Source organism: Cupriavidus pauculus (genome assembly GCF_003854935.1).
Classification (GTDB): domain Bacteria; phylum Pseudomonadota; class Gammaproteobacteria; order Burkholderiales; family Burkholderiaceae; genus Cupriavidus; species Cupriavidus pauculus_C.
This window is the reverse complement of the sequence record NZ_CP033969.1, coordinates 1,207,822-1,227,200: the sequence shown is the minus strand read 5'-3', so window position 1 is coordinate 1,227,200 and position 19,379 is coordinate 1,207,822. Positions and strand designations below refer to the sequence as shown.

The 19,379-nt window shown below is 70.0% G+C and carries 19 protein-coding genes; 10 read left to right on the top strand and 9 right to left on the bottom strand.

The window, feature by feature from the left end:
- Positions 1 to 84: 84 nt before the first annotated feature.
- Entirely contained in the window at positions 85 to 2,259 is a 2,175-nt protein-coding gene (locus tag EHF44_RS07365; RefSeq protein WP_124683137.1) for a TonB-dependent siderophore receptor, read from the bottom strand.
- Between the two features lie 211 nt (positions 2,260 to 2,470).
- Here EHF44_RS07365 and EHF44_RS07360 point away from each other — a divergent pair, with 211 nt between their 5' ends.
- Positions 2,471 to 3,259 (top strand): 5'-methylthioadenosine/adenosylhomocysteine nucleosidase, encoded by a 789-nt coding sequence (locus EHF44_RS07360; RefSeq protein WP_124683136.1) that lies wholly within the window; start codon positions 2,471 to 2,473, stop codon positions 3,257 to 3,259.
- A 19-nt stretch (positions 3,260 to 3,278) separates the two neighbouring features.
- Here the strand turns inward: EHF44_RS07360 and EHF44_RS07355 are convergent, their stop codons facing one another.
- Entirely contained in the window at positions 3,279 to 3,521 is a 243-nt protein-coding gene (locus EHF44_RS07355; protein WP_124683135.1) for a hypothetical protein, read from the bottom strand.
- A gap of 156 nt (positions 3,522 to 3,677) precedes the next feature.
- Between EHF44_RS07355 and hemA the strand changes: the two genes are divergently transcribed.
- The 6 genes from hemA (at position 3,678) to EHF44_RS07325 (ending at position 8,715) form a co-directional block, all read left to right on the top strand.
- On the top strand, positions 3,678 to 4,982 hold the full coding sequence (gene hemA / locus EHF44_RS07350) for a glutamyl-tRNA reductase (protein WP_124683134.1): 1,305 nt from the start codon (positions 3,678 to 3,680) through the stop codon (positions 4,980 to 4,982).
- A gap of 114 nt (positions 4,983 to 5,096) precedes the next feature.
- Positions 5,097 to 6,179, top strand: coding sequence for a peptide chain release factor 1 (gene prfA, locus EHF44_RS07345; RefSeq protein WP_124683133.1), 1,083 nt, complete (start codon positions 5,097 to 5,099; stop codon positions 6,177 to 6,179).
- Between the two features lie 178 nt (positions 6,180 to 6,357).
- On the top strand, positions 6,358 to 6,687 hold the full coding sequence (locus EHF44_RS07340; protein WP_124683132.1) for a hypothetical protein: 330 nt from the start codon (positions 6,358 to 6,360) through the stop codon (positions 6,685 to 6,687).
- Between the two features lie 143 nt (positions 6,688 to 6,830).
- Positions 6,831 to 7,703 carry a peptide chain release factor N(5)-glutamine methyltransferase gene (gene prmC, locus EHF44_RS07335; protein WP_124683131.1) on the top strand — a complete coding sequence of 291 codons (873 nt, stop codon included), beginning with the start codon at positions 6,831 to 6,833 and terminating at the stop codon, positions 7,701 to 7,703.
- A 71-nt stretch (positions 7,704 to 7,774) separates the two neighbouring features.
- Positions 7,775 to 8,086 carry a Grx4 family monothiol glutaredoxin gene (grxD, locus tag EHF44_RS07330; protein WP_124683130.1) on the top strand — a complete coding sequence of 104 codons (312 nt, stop codon included), beginning with the start codon at positions 7,775 to 7,777 and terminating at the stop codon, positions 8,084 to 8,086.
- 17 nt (positions 8,087 to 8,103) lie between these two features.
- Complete coding sequence (locus EHF44_RS07325) at positions 8,104 to 8,715, top strand: UbiX family flavin prenyltransferase (RefSeq protein WP_124683129.1); 612 nt, start codon at positions 8,104 to 8,106, stop codon at positions 8,713 to 8,715.
- Between the two features lie 215 nt (positions 8,716 to 8,930).
- On the opposite strand, the gene EHF44_RS07320 is transcribed toward EHF44_RS07325, so the two are convergent.
- The 3 genes from EHF44_RS07320 to EHF44_RS07310 all read right to left on the bottom strand — a co-directional run bounded on the left by EHF44_RS07320 (position 8,931) and on the right by EHF44_RS07310 (position 12,022).
- On the bottom strand, positions 8,931 to 9,149 hold the full coding sequence (locus EHF44_RS07320; protein WP_172966025.1) for a hypothetical protein: 219 nt from the start codon (positions 9,147 to 9,149) through the stop codon (positions 8,931 to 8,933).
- A gap of 144 nt (positions 9,150 to 9,293) precedes the next feature.
- Positions 9,294 to 10,832 (bottom strand): L-piperidine-6-carboxylate dehydrogenase, encoded by a 1,539-nt coding sequence (gene amaB / locus EHF44_RS07315; RefSeq protein ID WP_124683128.1) that lies wholly within the window; start codon positions 10,830 to 10,832, stop codon positions 9,294 to 9,296.
- Positions 10,829 to 12,022, bottom strand: a complete 1,194-nt coding sequence (locus tag EHF44_RS07310; RefSeq protein ID WP_124683127.1) for a saccharopine dehydrogenase family protein — start codon at positions 12,020 to 12,022, stop codon at positions 10,829 to 10,831. The genes amaB and EHF44_RS07310 overlap by 4 nt, the downstream gene beginning before the upstream one ends.
- Before the next feature lie 139 nt (positions 12,023 to 12,161).
- Between EHF44_RS07310 and EHF44_RS07305 the strand changes: the two genes are divergently transcribed.
- A complete protein-coding gene (locus tag EHF44_RS07305; RefSeq protein ID WP_124683126.1) occupies positions 12,162 to 12,611 on the top strand; it encodes an Lrp/AsnC family transcriptional regulator in 450 nt (149 codons plus the stop codon).
- Positions 12,612 to 12,629: 18 nt separating this feature from the next.
- On the opposite strand, the gene EHF44_RS07300 is transcribed toward EHF44_RS07305, so the two are convergent.
- From EHF44_RS07300 to EHF44_RS07285, 4 genes are all read right to left on the bottom strand, one after another.
- Entirely contained in the window at positions 12,630 to 13,379 is a 750-nt protein-coding gene (locus tag EHF44_RS07300) for a hypothetical protein (protein ID WP_124683125.1), read from the bottom strand.
- Between the two features lie 105 nt (positions 13,380 to 13,484).
- Positions 13,485 to 13,790 carry a hypothetical protein gene (locus EHF44_RS07295; protein ID WP_124683124.1) on the bottom strand — a complete coding sequence of 102 codons (306 nt, stop codon included), beginning with the start codon at positions 13,788 to 13,790 and terminating at the stop codon, positions 13,485 to 13,487.
- Between the two features lie 219 nt (positions 13,791 to 14,009).
- Positions 14,010 to 15,533, bottom strand: coding sequence for a chloride channel protein (locus EHF44_RS07290; protein ID WP_124683123.1), 1,524 nt, complete (start codon positions 15,531 to 15,533; stop codon positions 14,010 to 14,012).
- A 121-nt stretch (positions 15,534 to 15,654) separates the two neighbouring features.
- Positions 15,655 to 17,148, bottom strand: a complete 1,494-nt coding sequence (locus EHF44_RS07285) for an acyl-CoA synthetase (RefSeq protein WP_124683122.1) — start codon at positions 17,146 to 17,148, stop codon at positions 15,655 to 15,657.
- A gap of 196 nt (positions 17,149 to 17,344) precedes the next feature.
- Between EHF44_RS07285 and EHF44_RS07280 the strand changes: the two genes are divergently transcribed.
- Positions 17,345 to 17,875: a winged helix-turn-helix transcriptional regulator gene (locus EHF44_RS07280; protein ID WP_124683121.1), complete on the top strand. Its 531-nt coding sequence runs from the start codon at positions 17,345 to 17,347 to the stop codon at positions 17,873 to 17,875.
- The gene (locus EHF44_RS07275; RefSeq protein WP_124683120.1) at positions 17,862 to 19,226 is read left to right on the top strand and encodes an MATE family efflux transporter; all 1,365 of its coding nucleotides are present in this window, start codon (positions 17,862 to 17,864) and stop codon (positions 19,224 to 19,226) included. Before EHF44_RS07280 ends, EHF44_RS07275 begins: the two co-directional genes overlap by 14 nt.
- Positions 19,227 to 19,379 lie beyond the last annotated feature (153 nt).

Below are 19,379 nucleotides of genomic sequence, written 5' to 3'. Positions count from 1 at the left end.
CATGGCCTGCATGCTAGCAAACCGGTGCGCCAAAGTCTCCCCGGGGAATCCGCCGGCCGGATCGCGCCGGCCGGATCGCGCCGGTCAGAAGCGGTAGGTCACGTTGCCGACGATCGTCCGCGCCGTGCCGAAGAAGCAGTCGCCGCGCGCGATGCAGCTATAGACGTATTCCTTGCCGAACAGGTTGTTGACGTTCAGCGACACGCGCACCGGGCCGCGGTCGTAGGCCAGCACGGCGTCGAACACGGTGAAGCCGCCCACGCGGTTGTTGCCGGTGCCGTCGGTGCTGGGGCCGTTGTAGCGCATGCCCGCGCCGGCCAGGAAGCCGGGGATCTCGAACAGGCTGAAGCGGTAGTTGGCCCACAGCGACGCCGTATTGGTCGGGATGCTGGCCAGCCGCTGGCCCTGCTCGGCCGGCGAGCCCTCGATGACCTTGGCGTTCAGGAACGTGTACGCGGCGATCAGGTCCAGCCGGCCCAGCGACACCAGCGCCTCCAGCTCGGCGCCGCGCGTGCGGGCTTCACCAGCCTGCACGGTGTCCGGGCGGCCATTGACCACGCCGGCCACCTTGCGGTTCTGCTCGCGCATGTCGAACAACGCGGCCGTCAGCGTCATGTTCTTGCCGGGCGGCTGGTACTTGACGCCCACTTCCCACTGCTTGCCTTCCAGCGGCTTGAACGCCTGGCCGGCGTTGTTGAAGCCCGCCTGGCCCTGGAACGACTCGGCATAGCTGACGTACGGGTTCAGGCCCATGTCCGTGCGGTACATCAGCCCGAAGCGCTTGGTGAGCTGGTTGTCGTCGCGCGATCCCTGCGGCTGGTTGTCCTGCGACGCGCGCGACCAGTCGTAGCGCAGGCCCAGCATCAGCAGCCACTTGTTCCATTCGAGCTGGTCCTGCAGGTAGATGCCGGTCTGGATCTGCTTGGCCGGGTCCAGGTCGCGCGTGGACGCGGGCGCCGTGTAGTTGCCGTACACCGGGTTGAACACGTTGATCGGCGCGGCCACGCCGCCCACGCCGGTGCGGCCGGTGATCTCGTTGTTCTGGTAGTCGAAGCCGGCCAGCAGCGTGTGGCCGACCGTGCCGGTCCGGAACTTGGCCTGGCCCTGGGTATCGATGGCAAGCTGGTTCAGCGTCGGCTGGTTCAGGTAGACCACGCGGCGCAGCAGCGTGTCGCTGCCGGGCACCCAGCCGTGCGTGGCGCCGGTGAAGCCGGTGGTGTAGATGCTGCGGTAGTCGACGCTGCTGTGCGAGTAGCGCAGGTTCTGGCGCACCGTGAAGGTGTCGTTGAACTGGTGCGAGAACTGGTAGCCGATGGCGTGCTGCTCGGCCGTGTACTTGTCAAAGCCCGGCTCGCTCACGAAGAAGCTCTGCGGGATCTGCCCGGCCGGGTTGCCCAGCAGCGTGCCGCGCCACGGGAAGAAGCCGATCATCGTGTTGCTGTCGTCCTTCTGGAAGTTGGCCAGCAGCGTGAACGACGTGTCGGCGTTGGGCCGGTAGGTCAGCGACGGGGCGATGAAGTAGCGGTTGTCCTTGGCGTAGTCCACCGAGGTGTCGCTGTCGCGCGCCATCGCCACGAAGCGGTACAGCCACTTGCCGTCCGCGTCGATCGGGCCCGTGAAGTCGGCCTGGATCTGCTTGCGGTTGTAGTTGCCAAAGCTCACGCCGATCTCGCGCGCCGCCTCGGCCTGCGGGCGCTTGGACACGAGGTTGACGATGCCGCCCACCGCGCCCTGCCCGTACAGCATGCCGGACGGGCCCTTCAGGATTTCCATGCGCTCCAGCGAGTACGGGTCCGGGCGCGTGTTGTTGTAAAAGCTCACGGCGTTGAGCAGGCCGTCCAGGTACTGGGTGGAATCGGTGCCGCGAATCTTGATCGTGTCGGTCCGGTTGTCGTTGGCAAACCCGGCCGTCGTCACGCCAGCCGTGTAGCCGGACGCCTGCGCCACCGACTGCGCGCCCAGCATCTCGATGCGGTCGCGCGTGATGACCGTGATGGACTGCGGCGTCTCGACGATCGGCGTGTCGGTCTTGGTGGCCGTCACGGCCTGCCGGGCGACAAAGCCATGGACCGGCCCGGTGGGCGATTCCGGCGCATTGCTGCCGCTGACCGTGACCACCGGCAGGCTGTGGTGGGCGGCCTCGCCGGCGGGCGGCTGTTCCTGGGCGCTGGCCAGGCTGGCGGCTTGCAGGCTCAGGACGAGCGTGGTCAACGGAATGGCGTGCGAGCGGCGGATGCGGCCCCGGGCGCGGACAGACATGGATCTCTTCTCTCTCTTGCTTTTTGGAAACGGGAATGCGAATGACTCGCATTTCAATAAAGAGCGAGATTGTAGCGTCTTGTATTGCTGACAACACAATTGGTCACGGTTGTAAGCAATCTTGTCGCGCGATTCCCACAGTGGCGGCCGACTTTCGCCGCGCCCGGCGCGCCGGTATGCTGGCGGCCTTTCCGCATCCCGCCCCCGCACCATGACCCTCGGCATCCTTGCCGCGCTGCACGACGAAGTGGACGGCCTGATCGCCGCCATGCGCCATGAAGACGCCCGCGCCACCTGCACCACCATCGGCATGCGCGACTACTACCGCGGCACGCTGCACGGCCAGCCGGTGGTGCTGGTGCTGTCGCGCGTGGGCAAGGTGGCCGCGGCGGCGACCACGGTGACGCTGATCCGCGAGTTCGGGGTGGATGGGATTGTCTTCACCGGGCTGGCCGGTGGCGTCGGCGACGGCGTGCGGGTCGGCGACATCGTCGTGGCCGACCAGGCCATCCAGCACGACATGGACGCCCGGCCGCTGTTTCCGCGCCACGAGGTGCCGCTGCTGGGCCGCGCCACGTTTCCGGCCGATCCGGCGCTGACGGCCGCCCTGCAGACAGCGGCGGCCCATTTCCTGCGTGACGACCTGGCCACCGAGGTGCCGGCCAGCGTGCTGGCCCGCTTCGGCATCGAGACGCCCCGGCTGCATGTCGGGATGATCGCCAGCGGCGACCAGTTCATCGATTGCCCGTCCGAGGTGGCCGCGCTGCGGCAGGCGCTGCCTGGCGTGCAGGCCGTGGAGATGGAAGGCGCGGCACTGGCGCAGATCTGCCACGAATACGGCGTGCCCTATGCGCTGCTGCGCACCGTGTCCGACCGGGCGGACGATACGGCACACGTCGACTTCCCGGCCTTCCTTCGGGACATCGCCAGCCACTATTCCAGCGCGATCCTGGCGCGATTCCTCGACGATCAGGCGCGCCGGCGCATCGCAGATTGCTGATTTTTATGCAGTTTTGCCGTTACCGTCGCGGCCGCACAACGCCGTAGATGCCCACGGCCAGCGCCGCGCCGGCAATGGCCGCGCCCCAGCCGACGATCTGGCCGTCGGTGAACAGATGGGCCGTGCGCCCGGCGTAGAACGCGACCACCGCGCCGCCGATCCCCAGGCCCAGCGCGGCCGGCACGGTCACGACGCGGCCGGCCGGGAGCAACCATCGGCCGGCCAGGCCCACCACGGCGCCGACAAAAACCAATCCGAACATCCTTCCTCCCGTGTCGTTTGATCCACCGCAAATGTGGACCGGTCGTAACGATACTGCACCGCGCTCCGGGCGCTGCGGTTCCCTGCAACTTTGTAACGGGGCGGTATAATGGCCATCGCTTCCGGCACCGTTCCGGATGGCAACCCAACCCCACAAATGCAACTGCTCGCGATCGGTATCAATCACACCACGGCACCCGTCTCGCTCCGCGAACGTGTGGCGTTTCCGCTTGAGCAGATCAAACCGGCCCTGGGTACGCTGCGTACCCATCTGGCGGGCCGCAGTGGCACCGAGGCCGCCATCCTGTCCACCTGCAACCGTACCGAGATCTACTGCGCCACCGACGTGCTGCAGCCGGGCCAGGACGGTTTCGAGCACACGCTGCGCTGGCTGGCCCAGCATCACAACGTGCCCGCCGGTGAACTGGCCCCGCATTTGTACGCCCTGCCCCAGTCCGAAGCCGTGCGCCATGCGTTCCGCGTGGCCAGCGGGCTCGACTCGATGGTGCTGGGCGAAACCCAGATTCTCGGCCAGTTGAAGGACGCCGTGCGCACCGCTGGCGAGGCCGGCGCACTGGGCACGTACCTGAACCAGCTGTTCCAGCGCACGTTCGCAGTGGCCAAGGAAGTGCGCGGCCAGACCGAGATCGGCGCGCATTCGGTGTCGATGGCCGCCGCGGCGGTCCGGCTGGCGCAGCGGATTTTCGAAAGCGTGTCCACGCAGCGGGTGCTGTTCATCGGCGCCGGCGAGATGATCGAGCTGTGCGCCACGCATTTTGCCGCGCAGAAGCCGCGCCAGGTGGTGGTGGCCAACCGCACCGTCGAACGCGGCGAGAAACTGGCGGAACAACTGGCCGAGCAGGGCCTGACCACGCAGGCCATCCGCCTGCAGGACCTGGGCGAGCGGCTGCACGAGTTCGACATCGTCGTGTCGTGCACGGCCAGTTCGCTGCCGATCATCGGCCTGGGCGCCGTGGAGCGCGCGGTCAAGCGCCGCAAGCACCGCCCGATCATGATGGTCGACCTGGCCGTGCCGCGCGACGTGGAGCCCGAAGTCGCCCGGCTGAACGACGTCTTCCTGTACACCGTCGACGACCTCGGCGCCGTGGTCCGCGAGGGCAACGCGCTGCGCCAGGCCGCCGTGGCCCAGGCCGAGGCCATCATCGAATCGCGCGTGCAGAACTTCATGCACTGGCTGGAAACGCGCAGCGTGGTGCCGGTGATCCGCGAACTGCAGTCCAGCGGCGAGGCCATCCGCCAGGCCGAACTGGAACGCGCACGCAAAATGCTGGCCCGGGGCGACGACCCCGCCGCCGTGCTGGAGGCGCTGTCCGGCGCGCTGACGCGCAAGTTCCTGCACGGCCCCACGCACGCGCTGAACCACACCCAGGGCGAAGACCGCGAGGCGCTGCTGCGCCTGGTGCCCGGTCTGTTCCGCCACAGCAGCCACTCCGAGCGCTAGCCGCGCCGTCCCTGCCGCGCTGGCCTGCCAGCGCCGGGCTGCCGTCTCCGCCCGTCCCCCGTTCCGGCGCCCCGGCCCCGCCACCGGCGTCCCAGCATCCCGATTCCGCTACCGATGAAACCCAGCATGCTCCACAAGCTCGACCAGTTGGCCGAGCGACTCGACGAAGTCAGCGCCCTGCTCGCCAGCGAAAAGGCGGCGTCGGACATGGACCAGTACCGCCGGCTGTCGCGCGAGCATGCCGAGCTGTCGCCGGTGGCCGAGCAGTACGGCCAGTATCGCCAGGCGCAGGAAGACCTGGCCACCGCGCAGGCGCTGCTGGATGACCCCGAGATGAAAGACTTCGCGGCCGACGAGATCGGCGCCGCGCGCGCCCGGCTGGAGACGCTGGAAACGTCGCTGCAGACGCTGCTGCTGCCCAAAGACCCCAACGACGACCGCAACCTGCTGCTGGAAATCCGCGCCGGCACCGGCGGCGAGGAAAGCGCGCTGTTCGCGGCCGACCTGCTGCGCATGTACACGCGCTATGCGGAACGCCAGCGCTGGCAGGTGGAAATCATGAGCGAATCGGGCTCGGACCTGGGCGGCTACAAGGAGGTGATCGTCCGCATTGCCGGCGCCGCGGCGTTCTCGAAGCTCAAGTTCGAATCGGGCGGCCACCGCGTGCAGCGCGTGCCGGCCACCGAGGCGCAGGGTCGCATCCATACGTCGGCCTGCACCGTGGCCGTGATGCCCGAGGCCGACGAGGTGGGCGAGGTGGAGATCAATCCGTCGGACCTGCGCGTCGACACCTTCCGCGCGTCCGGTGCCGGCGGGCAGCACGTCAACAAGACCGATTCGGCCGTGCGCCTGACCCACCTGCCGACCGGCATCGTCGTCGAATGCCAGGACGACCGCAGCCAGCATCGCAACAAGGAAAAGGCCATGAAGGTGCTGGCCGCGCGGATCAAGGACGGGCAGCTTCGCGCGGCGCAGGCCAAGGAGGCCAGCACGCGGCGCAACCTGATCGGCTCGGGCGACCGCAGCGACCGCATCCGCACGTACAACTTCCCGCAGGGCCGCGTGACCGACCATCGCATCAACCTGACGCTGTACAAGATCGACATGATCATGGACGGCGATCTCGACGAACTGGTGTCGACGCTGGCCGCCGAGCACCAGGCCGACCAGCTTGCCGCGCTGGGCGACGAGGGCTGAACGGGCGACTTTGTAACCGAGGTAAATGCTTGAAACAGCACTGGCCTGCCATGACGCGCTGTCTATAATCGATTTCGACCAGACCACCCCGATACGTCACTTTCCGGTGTCGGACGCCCGGGGGCCTCGAAGTCTGGATTGGATGTCCACTCCTCCAACAGACACTAAGGATGAAATCATGAACAAGCTGCTCGCCGTGCTGATGCTCACCGCCGCCATTTCCGTCGCCGCCTGCGGCAAGAAGGAAGAGGCTCCGCAAACCAATGCCGACAGCGCGATGCAAAGCGCCGCCGAATCGGCCAAGGCCGCCGCCAGCGACGCCGCTGCCGCCGCCGCGAATGCCGCCGACGCCGCCAAGGCCGCCGCCAGCGGTGTCGCCTCGGACGTCTCGGCCGCCGCCGAGAAGGCCCGCATCGACGCCGGCAACGCCATGGCCAACGCCAAGGAAGCGACCAAGGACGCCGTCAACACCACGGCCGACAAGGCCAAGGACGCCGTCAACAAGTAATCGCTCGCGCGCCAGCGCCGGCCGCTGAAAACGGCTTACACTGGCGCCTGAATGCAGCGCCGCGCAAGAACCCCGTCTGGCTCCCGCCCGGCGGGGTTTTTTGCGAATGGCCGGAAATCCCAGACGTACCGCCAGTACCGCCGATGTCCTCGAATGCACCGGGCGACCCGCCGCCCCTCCCCTCCACTCCCACGCTGCGCGAGGCGCTGTCGCTGGCTGCGATGGCCGGCCTGCCGATGCTGGAGGGCCGCATGCTGCTGTCCCACGTCACCGGCTACACGCGCACGCAGTTGATCACGCGCGACGCAGAGCATCTCAATGACGCACAACGTGATGCATTCTCCACGCTGCTGGCGCGGCGGCTGTCGGGCGAGCCGATGGCCTACCTGCTGGGCGAGCGTGAATTCTTCGGCCGCACGTTCCGCGTGACGCCCGACGTGCTGATTCCCCGCCCCGACACCGAGGTGGCCGCCGAGGCCGCGCTGGCCCGGCTGGCCGGCGTGCCGGGGCCGCGCGTGCTGGACATGGGCACCGGTTCGGGCGTGCTGGCCGTGACCATCGCCCGCGAGCGGCCCGACGCCGAGGTCTGGGCCACCGACATCTCGCGCGGCGCGCTGATGGTGGCGCAGGACAACGCGCGCGCGCTGCAGGCCGACAACATCCGCTTCCTGGTATCCGACTGGTACCAGGGGCTGCCACCGGCGCAGCACTTCCACCTGATCGTCAGCAACCCGCCGTACATTGCCGCGGGCGATCCCCACCTGGCCGAAGGCGACCTGCGCTTCGAGCCCATCGACGCGCTGACCGACCACGAGGACGGCCTGGCGGACCTGCGCACCCTGGTGGCCGGCGCCCCGGCGCACCTGGTGCCGGGCGGCTGGCTGCTGATGGAGCACGGCTATGACCAGGGCTACGCCACACGGCACCTGCTGACGTCGGCCGGCTTTGCCGAGGTCTTTACCGCACGCGACCTGGGCGGCAACGAGCGGTGCAGCGGCGGGCGGCTGCCGGCCTGAGTCGCACCCTGATGCCGAGGCGCGATTCCGGTAAAATCCGCCCATCCCCATGCAACCGGAACGTTTTCATCATGAGTGACGTACAACAGAAGATCGACCAGATCGTGAAGGGCAGCCCCGTGGTGCTGTTCATGAAGGGCACCGCGCAGTTCCCGATGTGCGGTTTCTCGGGCCGCGCGATCCAGATCCTGAAGGCCTGCGGCGTCGACACGCCGACCACGGTCAACGTGCTTGAGGACGAGGGCATCCGCCAGGGCATCAAGGAATACGCCAACTGGCCGACGATTCCGCAGCTCTACGTGAACGGCGAGTTCATCGGCGGCTCGGACATCATGATGGAGATGTACCAGAACGGCGAACTGCAGTCGCTGCTCAAGGCCTGAACACGGCCGGACCCATCATGCCTGTGAACCAGGGCGGCGCGCCGCAACGGCTGATCGTCGCCATCACGGGCGCCACCGGCGCCATCTACGGCGTCCGGCTGCTGCAGGTGCTGCGCGACGTGGCGACGGTGGAAACCCACCTGCTGATGTCGCCCGCCGGCGTCATGAACCTGCAGCACGAACTCGACATCGGCCGCGCGGACGTGGAAGCGCTGGCCGACGTGGTGCACAACGTGCGCGACATCGGCGCGACGATTGCCAGCGGGTCGTTCCGCGCCGACGCAATGATCGTGGCGCCCTGCTCCATGCGCACGCTGGCCGCCGTGGCCCACGGCCTCTCGGACAACCTGATCACGCGCGCCGCCGATGTCACGCTCAAGGAGCGCCGCAAGCTGGTGCTGATGGTCCGCGAAACCCCGCTGAACCTGGCCCACCTGCGCAACATGACCGCCGTCACCGAGATGGGCGGCATCGTCTTCCCGCCCGTCCCGGGCTTCTACCAGAAACCGCAGACCATCGAAGAACTGGTCGACCACACGATCGGCCGCGTGCTCGACCTGGTGGACCTGCGCCACGTGGGCGAACGGCTGGCGCCGGGATGGATGGGGTTGAATGGGGATGGGAACTGAGCTTGCGCGAGCGGCAAGCAGCAAGCTCCCCTCTCCCGCGCAGCGGGAGAGGGGCCGGGGGGAGAGGGCCGGCGGCTAAACGGCGACTTGCCGCAATTTGAACCGCATCGCCCTCTCCCCCAACCCCTCTCCCGCCAGCGGGAGAGGGGAGCCAGTTTGGGGCGCGCGCTGCCCCGCGGCTCTTTGCTGCGCGCCTTGGCTCTCCCGCTCCCCCCTCACCAATGCCTGTAATACCGCCGGCCGTAGTACCCGCCGTAGTACCCGTACGCCGGCCGCACCACCACCGTGGGCGGCGGCACGTAGACCGGGGCCGGGGCCACGGCGACGGGCGCGGGGGCCACGGCGGGGCCGTATGGCGTGGGATAGACCGCGCAGCCGCCCAGCATGGCGGCGCCGGTCACGGCCAGACCCAGGACAATCGATCTCGTTCTCATTGCAGTTTCCTTGTTCGGCATTGACGCATGGCAATGCACTGTTCTTGAGAACGTTATACGGGCGGGTCTGGTAATACAGCGTCAAGGCGCTGTAACCCTTGTTACGATTCGCAACGCCTGCGTGGATGTAAGTCGGCCGGCTGCTCAGACGTCGAAACGGATGCCCTGCGCCAGCGGCAGCGTGTCGCCGTAGTTGACGGTATTGGTGGCGCGCCGCATGTAGCCCTTCCACGCATCGGAGCCCGATTCCCGCCCGCCGCCGGTGGCCTTTTCCCCGCCGAACGCGCCGCCGATCTCGGCGCCGCTGGTGCCGATGTTGACGTTGGCGATGCCGCAATCGCTGCCGGCCGCCGACAGGAACCGCTCGGCCTCGCGCAGCGATTCGGTGAAGATGCACGACGACAGCCCATGCGACGCCGCGTTGTTCAGCGCGATGGCCTCGTCCAGCGACGTGTACGGCATCAGGTAGAGGATCGGCGCGAAGGTTTCGGTCAGCATCGTGTCGTGCTGGGTGTCGGTCAGCACCAGCGCCGGCCGCACGTAGCAGGCGCGCGGAAAGCGGTCGGCCAGCAGCCGTTCGCCGCCGTGCACGACGTTGCCCTGCGCGCGGCAACTGGCCAGCGCGTTGGCCATGGCATCACCGGCGGCCGCGTCGATCAGCGGCCCGACCAGCGTGCCGTCCTGCAGCGGATCGCCCACCGGCAGCCGCGCATACACCTGCCGCAGCCGCTGCGCGACGGTCTCGATCCGGTCCGCGTGGACGAACGCGCGGCGCAGCGTGGTGCAGCGCTGGCCTGCCGTGCCGGCCGCCGCGAACGTCATCGCGCGGATCGTCAGCTCCAGGTCGGCCGACGGCGCCACGATGGCCGCGTTGTTGCCGCCCAGTTCCAGGATCGTCCGCTTGAAATGCGCGGCGCAGGCCATGCCCACCTCGCGGCCCATGCGCGTGGAGCCGGTGGCGCTGACCAGCCGCACCGACGGATGCTGGACCAGCGCCTGGCCCAGTTGCCGCCCGCCGGTCAGCACGCAGGCCAGCCCGGCAAACTGCGGCGCATGGTCGGCGATCACGCGATCGAGCAGGCCCTGCACGGCCAGCGCGCAAAGCGGGGTCTTCTCCGACGGCTTCCACACCACGCCATTGCCGCAGACCAGCGCCAGCGCGGCGTTCCACGCCCACACGGCCACCGGGAAGTTGAACGCGGAAATCACCCCGCACAGGCCGTACGGATGCCAGGTCTCGCGCATCGCATGCGACGGCCGCTCGGACGCGATGGTCAGCCCATGCAGTTGCCGCGACAGCCCCACCGCGAAGTCGCAGATGTCGATCATCTCCTGCACCTCGCCCAGCCCTTCCTGCAGGATCTTGCCGGCCTCCATCGACACCAGCCGCCCCAGCGCGGCCTTGTGCGTGCGCAGCGCCTCGCCAAGCCGGCGCACCAGCTCGCCGCGCGCCGGCGCCGGCGTCAGCGCCCAGAGGCTTTGCGCCGCGTGGGCGCGGGCGATGCGCGCGTCGGCATCGGCCGGCGAACAGACCGGCAACTGGCCGAAGACCTCGCCGTCGATGGGCGAGCGCACGGCCAGCGTGCCGGCCCCGCCCGGCGCGGCGGCGGTCCATGGCGGCGCGGCCAGGCCCAGGTCCTGCCAGCAGGCGGCGAATGTCGATGCAAAGGGTTGCGCGTTCATGCAAGCGTCTCCTGTAGCGGGTGCCGGGCGTAATGCTGGCCGAAGCGGTTGGCCAGGAAGCGGTCCAGCGGCATGGCTTCCTGCCGGACAAAGCCGGCCTGCGGCAGCACGCCGGTGGCCACGAGGTCCAGCGCGGTGCAGATGCCGGCCGCCGTGGTGAGCTGGATCGCGTTCACGTGGCCGATGCCGGCGAAGTTGTCGACGCCGCCAATCCGGGCCGAGAACGACGCCTGCGTCAGCGGCCCGCGCCGGCCCTCGCCGCGCACGCCGGGCGGATGGCCCGTGGCGCTGGCGAACACGACCACCACGTCCTGCGCGGTCACGGGAATGGCGTGCTCGAAGATCTCGCGCAGCCAGTCGCGCCGCTCGCGCAGCCGCAGGTCGTTCAGCAGCAGCTTCATCTGCGCGCAGTGGCCCGGGTAGCGGATCGACTTGTAGTCCACCTGCCGCGCGCGGCCCGCCAGCGTGTCCGGCAACGTGCCCAGGCCGCCCGATGTATTAAAGGCTTCGTACTCGACGCCGTCCAGCGCAAACGTCTCCTGCCCCTCCAGGGCGGGCAGTTCCACGCGCCGGCCGTCGACGATGGCCTCGCACGGGTTGCAGTACTCGTTGATCAGCCCCTCGGTGCTCCACGTCAGGTTGTACTTGAGCGCGTTGCTGGGATAGCGCGGCAGCGCGCCCACGCGCATGCGCAGGTCCAGCAGCTCGCCGCCGCCCTGCAGGAAGCGCTGCGCGAGGTCATGCCCCACCACGCCGATGAACCCCGGCGCCAGCCCGCACTGCGGCATCAGCACCGACCGCGCGTTGGCCGCCAGCGCGCGGATGGCGTGGGTGGCCGCCACGTCCTCGGTCAGGTCGAAGTAGTGCACGCCCAGCCGCGCGGCCACCGTCGCCACGTGGATGGCCGCGTGGAACGGCAGCGCGTTGAGCACCGCGTCGGCGCCCGCCAGCAGCGCGGCGCAGGTGCCCGGCTCGGTCGGATCGCCCGCGCGCACCGCGATGCCGCGCGGCAGGCCGTCCAGCCGGTGGGCGTCATGGTCGACCAGGCAGACGCGGTAGTCGCCGGTGTCGGCCAGCATCGTGGCGATGACGCGGCCGATCTTGCCGGCGCCGAGCACGACGACCGAAAGCGGGCGCGGGGCGAGGGTCAGGTCGCGCACGGCGGCGGGACCCAGCGTGGATGGCTGCATGGCTGTCTCCGTCAGGAATTCGTCTGGAATGGCTTCAGTATGGGCAGCGCCGCGCACGTTTTGTAGCCACAAGATTGACGAAAGCCCGGCATAATCGGTCGCATCGACATCGTAATTTGACGAAACGTCATCGACGACCATGGCTGACCTCGACCCGACCGACCGGCATCTGCTGGCGCTGCTGCAGGCCAACGCGCGAGAGAGCGCCGCCAACCTGGCGCGCGTGCTGGGCATTGCGCGCACCACCGTGGTGGCACGCATCGCACGGCTGGAGCGGACCGGCGTGGTGGCCGGCTACGGGGTGCGGCTGGGCAGCCAGATGGAGGACCACGCGATCCTGGCGTTCTGCGGGCTGTCGGTGCAGCCCAAGGCCGCGCCGGCCGTGGTCAAGGCGCTGCAGCGGCTGCCCGAGGTGGAGGAACTGAATTCGGTGAGTGGCCCGGTGGACTACATGGCCGTGATCCGCTGCGACACGCACGCGCGGCTGGACAAGCTGCTCGACGAAATCGGCATGCTCGATGGGGTCAACCACACGACGACGTCGATCGTGCTGGCACGCAAGATCGACCGCCGCCGCGCGGCTGGCTGAGGCGAAGGGGGCGGCGGCTTACCAGCTACCGGGATTGACGGGCTTGGGCGGCGCCTTCTTGTCGGCGGCCTTCTCGGCTTTTTCCGACTTGGCGCCCTTGGCCGCCGCGCCGGACGCAGGCGGCGCCAGCGACTTCGCCACCTCGGCGTCGCGATTGGCCATCAGCGCGCGCGCCTGCGGCAGCAGCAGTTCGATGGTGCCTTCGGACGGGTCCTCGGGAATCGCGTACAGCTCGACGGTCAGCGGCTTGCGCAGCCAGCCCGCGTGGATCGTGCGGACGGCCTTGCCGGCCTTGTCCTTCATGTCGGCCATTTCCTGGCGGAACGGCTTGCCGTAGCGCGCGTTCAGCGCCTGCGCGGCGGCGTCCTGCGAGCGGAAGCCGTCGGTCGGCACGATCAGGCCCACCAGCGCGTTGCCGTCAACCAGCGCCACGAGGCGCGGGCCGTCCATGAACGCGGGGCGCACGTCGCGCGGCACGCCCACCTGGCGCATCACGCCGTCGCCGCGCAGTTCCACGCAGTAGGCGGTCACGTCCTTGCCGTCGGGCGTCCGGTGGTCGGCGCAGTCGGGCAGCGCTGGCAGCGGGCTGCCGATCTCCAGCGTGTCGAGCATCGTCGAGAACCGGTCCTTGCCTTCTAGGTTCGGCGTGGCGGCGGGGGCCGGCGCCGGCTGGGCGGGTGCCGCGGCGGGCTTGGCCGACGGCGCGGCATGGGCGACGGACGTCGCCAGCAGGGCGGCGGCAGCCAGCCCGGCGAGAGCAAATCTCAAAACACACTCCTGGAAAACGGCTCCGCGTTGGAGCCCGCTCGGGACCGGGGGTTCCTGCCGGGCGGCTCGGTCATCACCGGAGTGATGCCGGGCCGACAGGGCCGGTCAGAGCAGATGCTTCACGGCCTGGAAGCATACCAGTGCCGCGCCGATCAGCACCGCCCAGAGGATCAGCCGCGGTACCGGGCTGGGCGGCAACTGCCGCGACGGGGTGCGCCGCGCCACCGGCGCGCGCAGGCGCGATTCGGTCTGCAGGCCGCGCGTATGCCAGATCGCGGTGTCGGCGCTGAGGCTGCCATCCCACGGCGCCGCCGGCCGTTCGGCACGATGCGGCGCCGGGCGCGACGGATGGTTCTGGGACGTACGTTGAGACGGTTGTGGGCGCGAGCCGCCCGGTCGTTGCGTGGCCATGTCCTGCTCCCCCGAAAAGCACTGCCAGTTCGCCCGGCGCGTCGCTGTGCCGCCGGTACACAGGCACGCCGATCGATCTGCCGCGATCGGTCCGTGCGCGGCACATGGTAGAGCATCGCCCAAGTGCCCGCCACGGGACTTTTGCTGCCAAACCCACACTTCGGCCCGTGGCGCGGACAGGACTTTGTAACTGGCTGTAACGCCGGCCGGCCGCGGTCGCTACGCCGCCGCCTTGCGGCCGATCGCCATCGCCTCGCGCCGGAACGCGTGGCCCATGTGGTGGTAGAACGGGTGCGGGTTGAACTGGCGCGACAGGAACGACGCCAGCAGCGACGCCGCCAGCAGGTAGATCGTCAGGTCCTGGGTGCGGGTCATCTCCATGACGATGACGCTGGCGGTGATCGGCGCTTGCGTGGCGGCGGCCAGGAACGCCGCCATCGACACCAGCGCCAGCACGCGCGGCTCGGCCATGCCGATGTGCAGCACGTGCGTGACGACGTCTGCCACGTTGGCGCCGATGCCCGCCCCGATGGCCAGCGACGGCGTGAAGATCCCGCCCGGGATACCCGCGAAGTACGACACCACCGTGGCCACGAACTTGGCCAGCCCGAACCACAGCGTGCCGTGCGGCTCGCCGTTGATGAGCCCCGACGCCTGCTCGTAGCCGGTGCCGAACGTGGCGCCGGCCGTCGCCCAGCCCAGCACGGCCACCACCAGCCCGCAGCAGAACGCCACCCAGACCGGATGCGCCGACGTCCAGCCGCGCCACGCCGACGGCACCAGCCCCGGCACGCCGCGGATCAGCAGCTTGGCGAACAGACCGCCCAGCACGCCGTTGACCACGGCGCAGAGCATGACCGGGCCCCAGGCGTCGTGCAGCACCAGCATCGGCACCTTGACGCTGAAGTACGGGTTGTTGCCAAGCACCGCCAGCGACAGGAAGCCGGCCGTCAGCACGCCCGACAGCACCAGCCTGTCCCACCGCACGGCCGTGCCCCGGCCCAGTTCCTCGATGGCGAAAACCACGCCCGCCAGCGGCGTGTTGAACGCCGCCGCCAGCCCGCCGGCGGCCCCGGCCGCGATCAGCGCGTTGGGATGAAAGCCGATGCGGAAGCGCAGCTTCTGCTGGCACCACTGGCCCCAGGCCAGCATCGCGGCGGCCCCCACCTGCACCGACGGCCCCTCCCGACCCACCGACGCACCGGCCAGCAGCGCGCCCGTGGTCAGCAGCACCTTCCACATCGACTGCCGGAACGACACCAGCACGGTCTGCGCGGTACCGGCCGGCGGCAGCGTCACCGCCGCGATCACCTGCGGGATGCCGCTGCCACGCGCCTGCGGCGCGAGCCGGATCGTCATCCAGCGCAGCCCGGCCAGCCCGAACGGCAGCATCACGAACGCCAGCCACGGCGTGGCGCTGGTGAGCTGCGTGTTCCAGCGCAGCGCCACCTCGGCGATATAGGCGAACACGATCGAGAACAGCGCCACGCAGCCGGCGCCGCACATGAACGCGGCGTAGCGCATGGACGTGCGCGAGATGCGGCCGACCTGCCGGCTCTTGCGATGCGCGGTGCGGCGCGCGCGCAGTTGCAGCGCGCGCAATCTGTCACGGCGTGATGCAACGTCGGCGGCTGACGGGGCTGTGGCGGAAGCGTCGGGATTGCCGTCCGGCGGCCGGGCATCGGCGGCCGAAGGCGGGCGGGAGGACTGGCTGGATTCGGGCGGCTCGACAGGATCGGTCATGGCGTCGATGCGGTAGGCATGCGGGGGCGTGCGGGGCGTGAAACAAAACGCCCTCCACTATACGCCCGGCCCACGCTGCATTGTGCGGCCCGGGGCCCGGCCATCGGCCCCCGAGGCGGCGTCAGACGCGGCGCTGCCGGCCGGCCCAGTGGCGGTCCCGCAGCCGGCGCTTGGCCAGCTTGCCGGTCTCGTCGCGCGGCAACTGGTCGACGATCTCGATGGTGCGCGGCACCTTGAAGCCGGACAGCCGCGCGCGCAGCCAGTCGACCAGCGCCGCCGGCTCCACGACCGCGCCGGCCACGGGCTGCACCACGCCGTGCAGGCGCTCGCCGTACTCGTCGTCGGGCACGCCGAACACCACGCAGTCGGCCACGCCGGGGTGGCCAGCCAGCACGTGCTCGATCTCGGCCGGGTAGATATTGACCCCGCCGGAAATCACCATGTCCGACGCCCGGTCGCAGATGAACAGGTAGCCGTCGGCATCCAGATAGCCCATGTCGCCAAGCGTGACGCGGCCGTCGACGTCGATGGCGCGCCGCGCGGCGTCATTGTTCAGGTACGTGAAATCGGGGTACGCGGGTTGGCGCACGTAGACCAGCCCCACCTCGCCGGGCGCGCAGGGGCGGCCGGTCTCGTCGAGGATCCGCACGCTGCCGGCATCGACGGGCCTGCCCGCCGTGCCGGGCCGCGCCACGGCGTCGGCGGGCGTGGCCACGGTCACGAGCCCCGCTTCGCTCGACGCGTAGGTTTCGTGAATCACCGGGCCGAACCAGTCGAGCATCGCCCGCTTGACCTCGGGCGCGCACGGCGACCCGGTGGACGCCACGAAGCGGATCGACGACAGGTCATGACGCGCGCGCACCTCGGGCGGCAGCTTCAGCAGCCGCACGTACATGATCGGCACCAGGTACAGCACGTCGATGCGATGCTGCGCGACCAGCGCCAGCACCTGCTCGGCATCGAAGCGCGGCGTCAGTACCAGCCGCTCGGCCATCTGCAGCGCGTTCTGCACGTAGACGCTGGGCGCGCTGTGATAGAGCGGCGCCGACATCAGCGCGCGGCAGCCCGGCACGATGCCGTACGCCTGCCGGATCAGCGAGCGCAGCCGCGCCTGCTGGTCATCGACCTCGGCCAGCGGCACCGGCGCGCGCAGCACGCCCTTGGGCCGCCCCGTGGTGCCGGACGTGTACGCCAGATGCCCGCGCGGCGCCACGCGCGGGCCATCGTACGGGGCCTGCGCGGCCAGCCACGGCTCGTAGTCGGTGGCGCCGGCGTGCGGGCCGCCCACCGTCAGCACCGTCACCCCGGCCGGCACGGCCGCCTGCACGCCGGCCAGCAGGTCGGCATGGACGATCAGCACGCGCGCGCCGCTGTCCTGCAGCAGGTAGCGCACCTCGTCGGCCATGAAATGCCAGTTGATCGGGCAGTAGTAGACGCCGGCCGTGCGGCACGCGAACACCACGTCGGCGAAGACGGGGTCGTTGCGCAGCAGCACGGCCACCACGCCGCCCGCCTCCAGCCCCAGCCGCCGCAGGCCACCGGCCAGCCGCGTGCCACGGTCAAGCACTTCGGCGCCCGGGCGATGCAACGATTCGAACCAGAGGTCTGCGGGCATGGAAAGTCTCCTTGGTCTGGCCGGCGCGTGGGCACGGCGTCTTCGATGGCTGTGCACTGTAGCGTCGTTCCCGCCGCGCGCGGCGCCGGCCCGCCGGTATTCGCACAGGTCCGGCGCGAAACCCCTTTCAACTTTCAAATTGCAAGCTATGATCGAATCCATGTGACTTGCATATCAAAAGTAAAAAGGGGAGACGATGGCACCTACCGACTTTGCCAACATGCCGTGCCCGGTGGCCCGTTCGATGGCCATGCTGGGCGAGCGCTGGGCGATCCTGCTGATGCGGGAGGTCTACTACGGCAGCAGCCGCTTCGACGAATTCGAGAAGCACCTGGGCATCGCGCCCAACATCCTCAGCGCCCGGCTCAAGACGCTGGTGGGCCATGGGCTGCTGGAAAAGGTGCCGGCGCCCGGCGGCGGCGCGCGGCACGTGTACCGGCTGACCGACATGGGGCGCGACTTCTTTCCCGTCTACGTGGCGCTCAAGGCGTGGGCCGACCGCTGGCTGGCCGACGACAAGGGCCCGCTGACCGTGCTGGAAGACCGGCGCGACGGCGCCGAGATCGTGGCCGGGTGCCTGACCCGCGCCGACGGCAGCACGATCACGGTGGACGACCTGCGCGTGCGGCCCGGCCCCGGCGCGGGACGCTACCTGCGCGAGCGCTTTGGCGATCCGGCTGCCGCTGCCGGCCTGGACCCCGCGGAGGCCGCCCATGAGCAAGCCTGACGCGATGACGCTGGGCGGCGCGGCCGCCCCGGCCGAGCCGGTATCGTCGGGCGAGATCGCGCGGCGCATTGCCGTGCTGGCCGCGCCGACGAGCCTCGTGGCGTTCCTGCAGGCCGCGTCGCAACTGATCGAAACCTGGCTGGCGGCGCGCCAGGGCACGGCGGCGCTGGCCGGCTGGGCCGTGGTGCTGCCGTTCGCGCTGCTGTTGCAGCAGATGTCGGCGGGTGCGATGGGCGGCGGCGTGGTGTCGGCCATCGCCCGCGCGCTCGGTGCCGGGCGGCGCGACGAGGCATCGACGCTGGTGATGCACGCGGTCATCATCGCCATCACGGCCGGGCTGGCGTTCGCGGTGGCGCTGGCCGGTTTTCCACACGCGGTATTCGGCGCGGTGGCGGGCGCCACGGCCGCCGAGGCCGCCGCCACCTATGCGATCTGGCTGTTTGGCGCCGGCGCCATCCCGGCGTGGCTGGCGAACACGCTGGCGTCGGTGCTGCGTGGCGGCGGCCGCCACGCGCTGGCCGCGCGCGTGCTGGCCGGCATGTGGATCGCGTTTCCGGTGCTGGCGTGGTGGTTCGCGGAGCGGCTGGGGATGGGGCTGGCCGGCATCGGCGCGGGGCTTGCGGCGGCGTCTTGGGCGGCGGCTCTGATGATGGCCTGGGTGGTGCTGCGCGGTGGCGCGGGCTTCGTGCCGACGCTGCGCGTGAAGCTGTCGCGCGCGCTGTTCCATCGCATCCTGGCCGTGGGACTGGTGGCCTGCGCGCTGGCGTCGGTGGCCAACCTGACCACGATCCTGGTGACCGCGCAGTTGCGCCACTACGGCACGACGGCCGTGGCGGCCTACGGCATCTCGGCACGGCTGGAGTTCCTGATGATCCCGCTGGCATTCGGCGTGGGATCGGCCCTCACCGCGCTGGTCGGCCGCGCCGTGGGCGCCGGCGACTGGCACACCGCGCGCCGCACCGCGTGGGTCGGCGCGCTGCTGGCGCTGCTGCTGGCCGGGTCGGTGGGCGCCGCCGTGGGGCTGGCACCGGCCCGCTTTGCCGCCCTGTTCACGCAGGACGCCGAAGTGGCCGCCATCGCCGCGCGCGCGCTGTCATGGGTCGGCCCGGCGTTCGGCGGCTTCGGGCTGGGGATGGCGCTCTACTTCGCCTCGCTGGGCGCGGCCCGCATGCGCTGGCCCGTGCTGGCCGGCCTGAGCCGCATCGCCCTGGCCGCCGGCGGCGGCTGGCTGCTGGCCAACGTCGCCGGCATGGGCCTGGACGGCCATTTCCTCGGCGTGGCGCTGGGCATTACGGCTTATGGACTGGTGACGGCGATCGGCGTGCGGCAGGCGGTTTGGTCGGCGCGGTGAATTTGCTGATGGTTTTCTTGCTCCCCTCTCCCGCTGGTTTTTGCTTCCCTCTTCAGACCTTGCCGCTGGTTTTTGCTCCCCGCTCCCGCCTGCGGGAGAGGGGTTGGGGGAGAGGGCGTTGAGCGTCTGCTTGCCGACTGGTCGCAATTTGCA

Excerpts from the sequence above, each read along its gene's own strand:
- EHF44_RS07340 (WP_124683132.1), top strand. The coding sequence starts at position 6,358 with ATGAACAAGCTGCTCGCCGTGCTGATGCTCACCGCCGCCATTTCCGTC.
- grxD (WP_124683130.1), top strand. The coding sequence starts at position 7,775 with ATGAGTGACGTACAACAGAAGATCGACCAGATCGTGAAGGGCAGCCCC.
- EHF44_RS07290 (WP_124683123.1), bottom strand. The coding sequence starts at position 15,533 with ATGACCGATCCTGTCGAGCCGCCCGAATCCAGCCAGTCCTCCCGCCCG.
- EHF44_RS07325 (WP_124683129.1), top strand. The coding sequence starts at position 8,104 with ATGCCTGTGAACCAGGGCGGCGCGCCGCAACGGCTGATCGTCGCCATC.
- EHF44_RS07320 (WP_172966025.1), bottom strand. The coding sequence starts at position 9,149 with ATGAGAACGAGATCGATTGTCCTGGGTCTGGCCGTGACCGGCGCCGCC.
- prmC (WP_124683131.1), top strand. The coding sequence starts at position 6,831 with ATGTCCTCGAATGCACCGGGCGACCCGCCGCCCCTCCCCTCCACTCCC.
- EHF44_RS07365 (WP_124683137.1), bottom strand. The coding sequence starts at position 2,259 with ATGTCTGTCCGCGCCCGGGGCCGCATCCGCCGCTCGCACGCCATTCCG.
- hemA (WP_124683134.1), top strand. The coding sequence starts at position 3,678 with ATGCAACTGCTCGCGATCGGTATCAATCACACCACGGCACCCGTCTCG.
- amaB (WP_124683128.1), bottom strand. The coding sequence starts at position 10,832 with ATGAACGCGCAACCCTTTGCATCGACATTCGCCGCCTGCTGGCAGGAC.
- EHF44_RS07280 (WP_124683121.1), top strand. The coding sequence starts at position 17,345 with ATGGCACCTACCGACTTTGCCAACATGCCGTGCCCGGTGGCCCGTTCG.
- EHF44_RS07285 (WP_124683122.1), bottom strand. The coding sequence starts at position 17,148 with ATGCCCGCAGACCTCTGGTTCGAATCGTTGCATCGCCCGGGCGCCGAA.
- prfA (WP_124683133.1), top strand. The coding sequence starts at position 5,097 with ATGAAACCCAGCATGCTCCACAAGCTCGACCAGTTGGCCGAGCGACTC.
- EHF44_RS07355 (WP_124683135.1), bottom strand. The coding sequence starts at position 3,521 with ATGTTCGGATTGGTTTTTGTCGGCGCCGTGGTGGGCCTGGCCGGCCGA.
- EHF44_RS07295 (WP_124683124.1), bottom strand. The coding sequence starts at position 13,790 with ATGGCCACGCAACGACCGGGCGGCTCGCGCCCACAACCGTCTCAACGT.
- EHF44_RS07275 (WP_124683120.1), top strand. The coding sequence starts at position 17,862 with ATGAGCAAGCCTGACGCGATGACGCTGGGCGGCGCGGCCGCCCCGGCC.
- EHF44_RS07360 (WP_124683136.1), top strand. The coding sequence starts at position 2,471 with ATGACCCTCGGCATCCTTGCCGCGCTGCACGACGAAGTGGACGGCCTG.
- EHF44_RS07305 (WP_124683126.1), top strand. The coding sequence starts at position 12,162 with ATGGCTGACCTCGACCCGACCGACCGGCATCTGCTGGCGCTGCTGCAG.
- EHF44_RS07310 (WP_124683127.1), bottom strand. The coding sequence starts at position 12,022 with ATGCAGCCATCCACGCTGGGTCCCGCCGCCGTGCGCGACCTGACCCTC.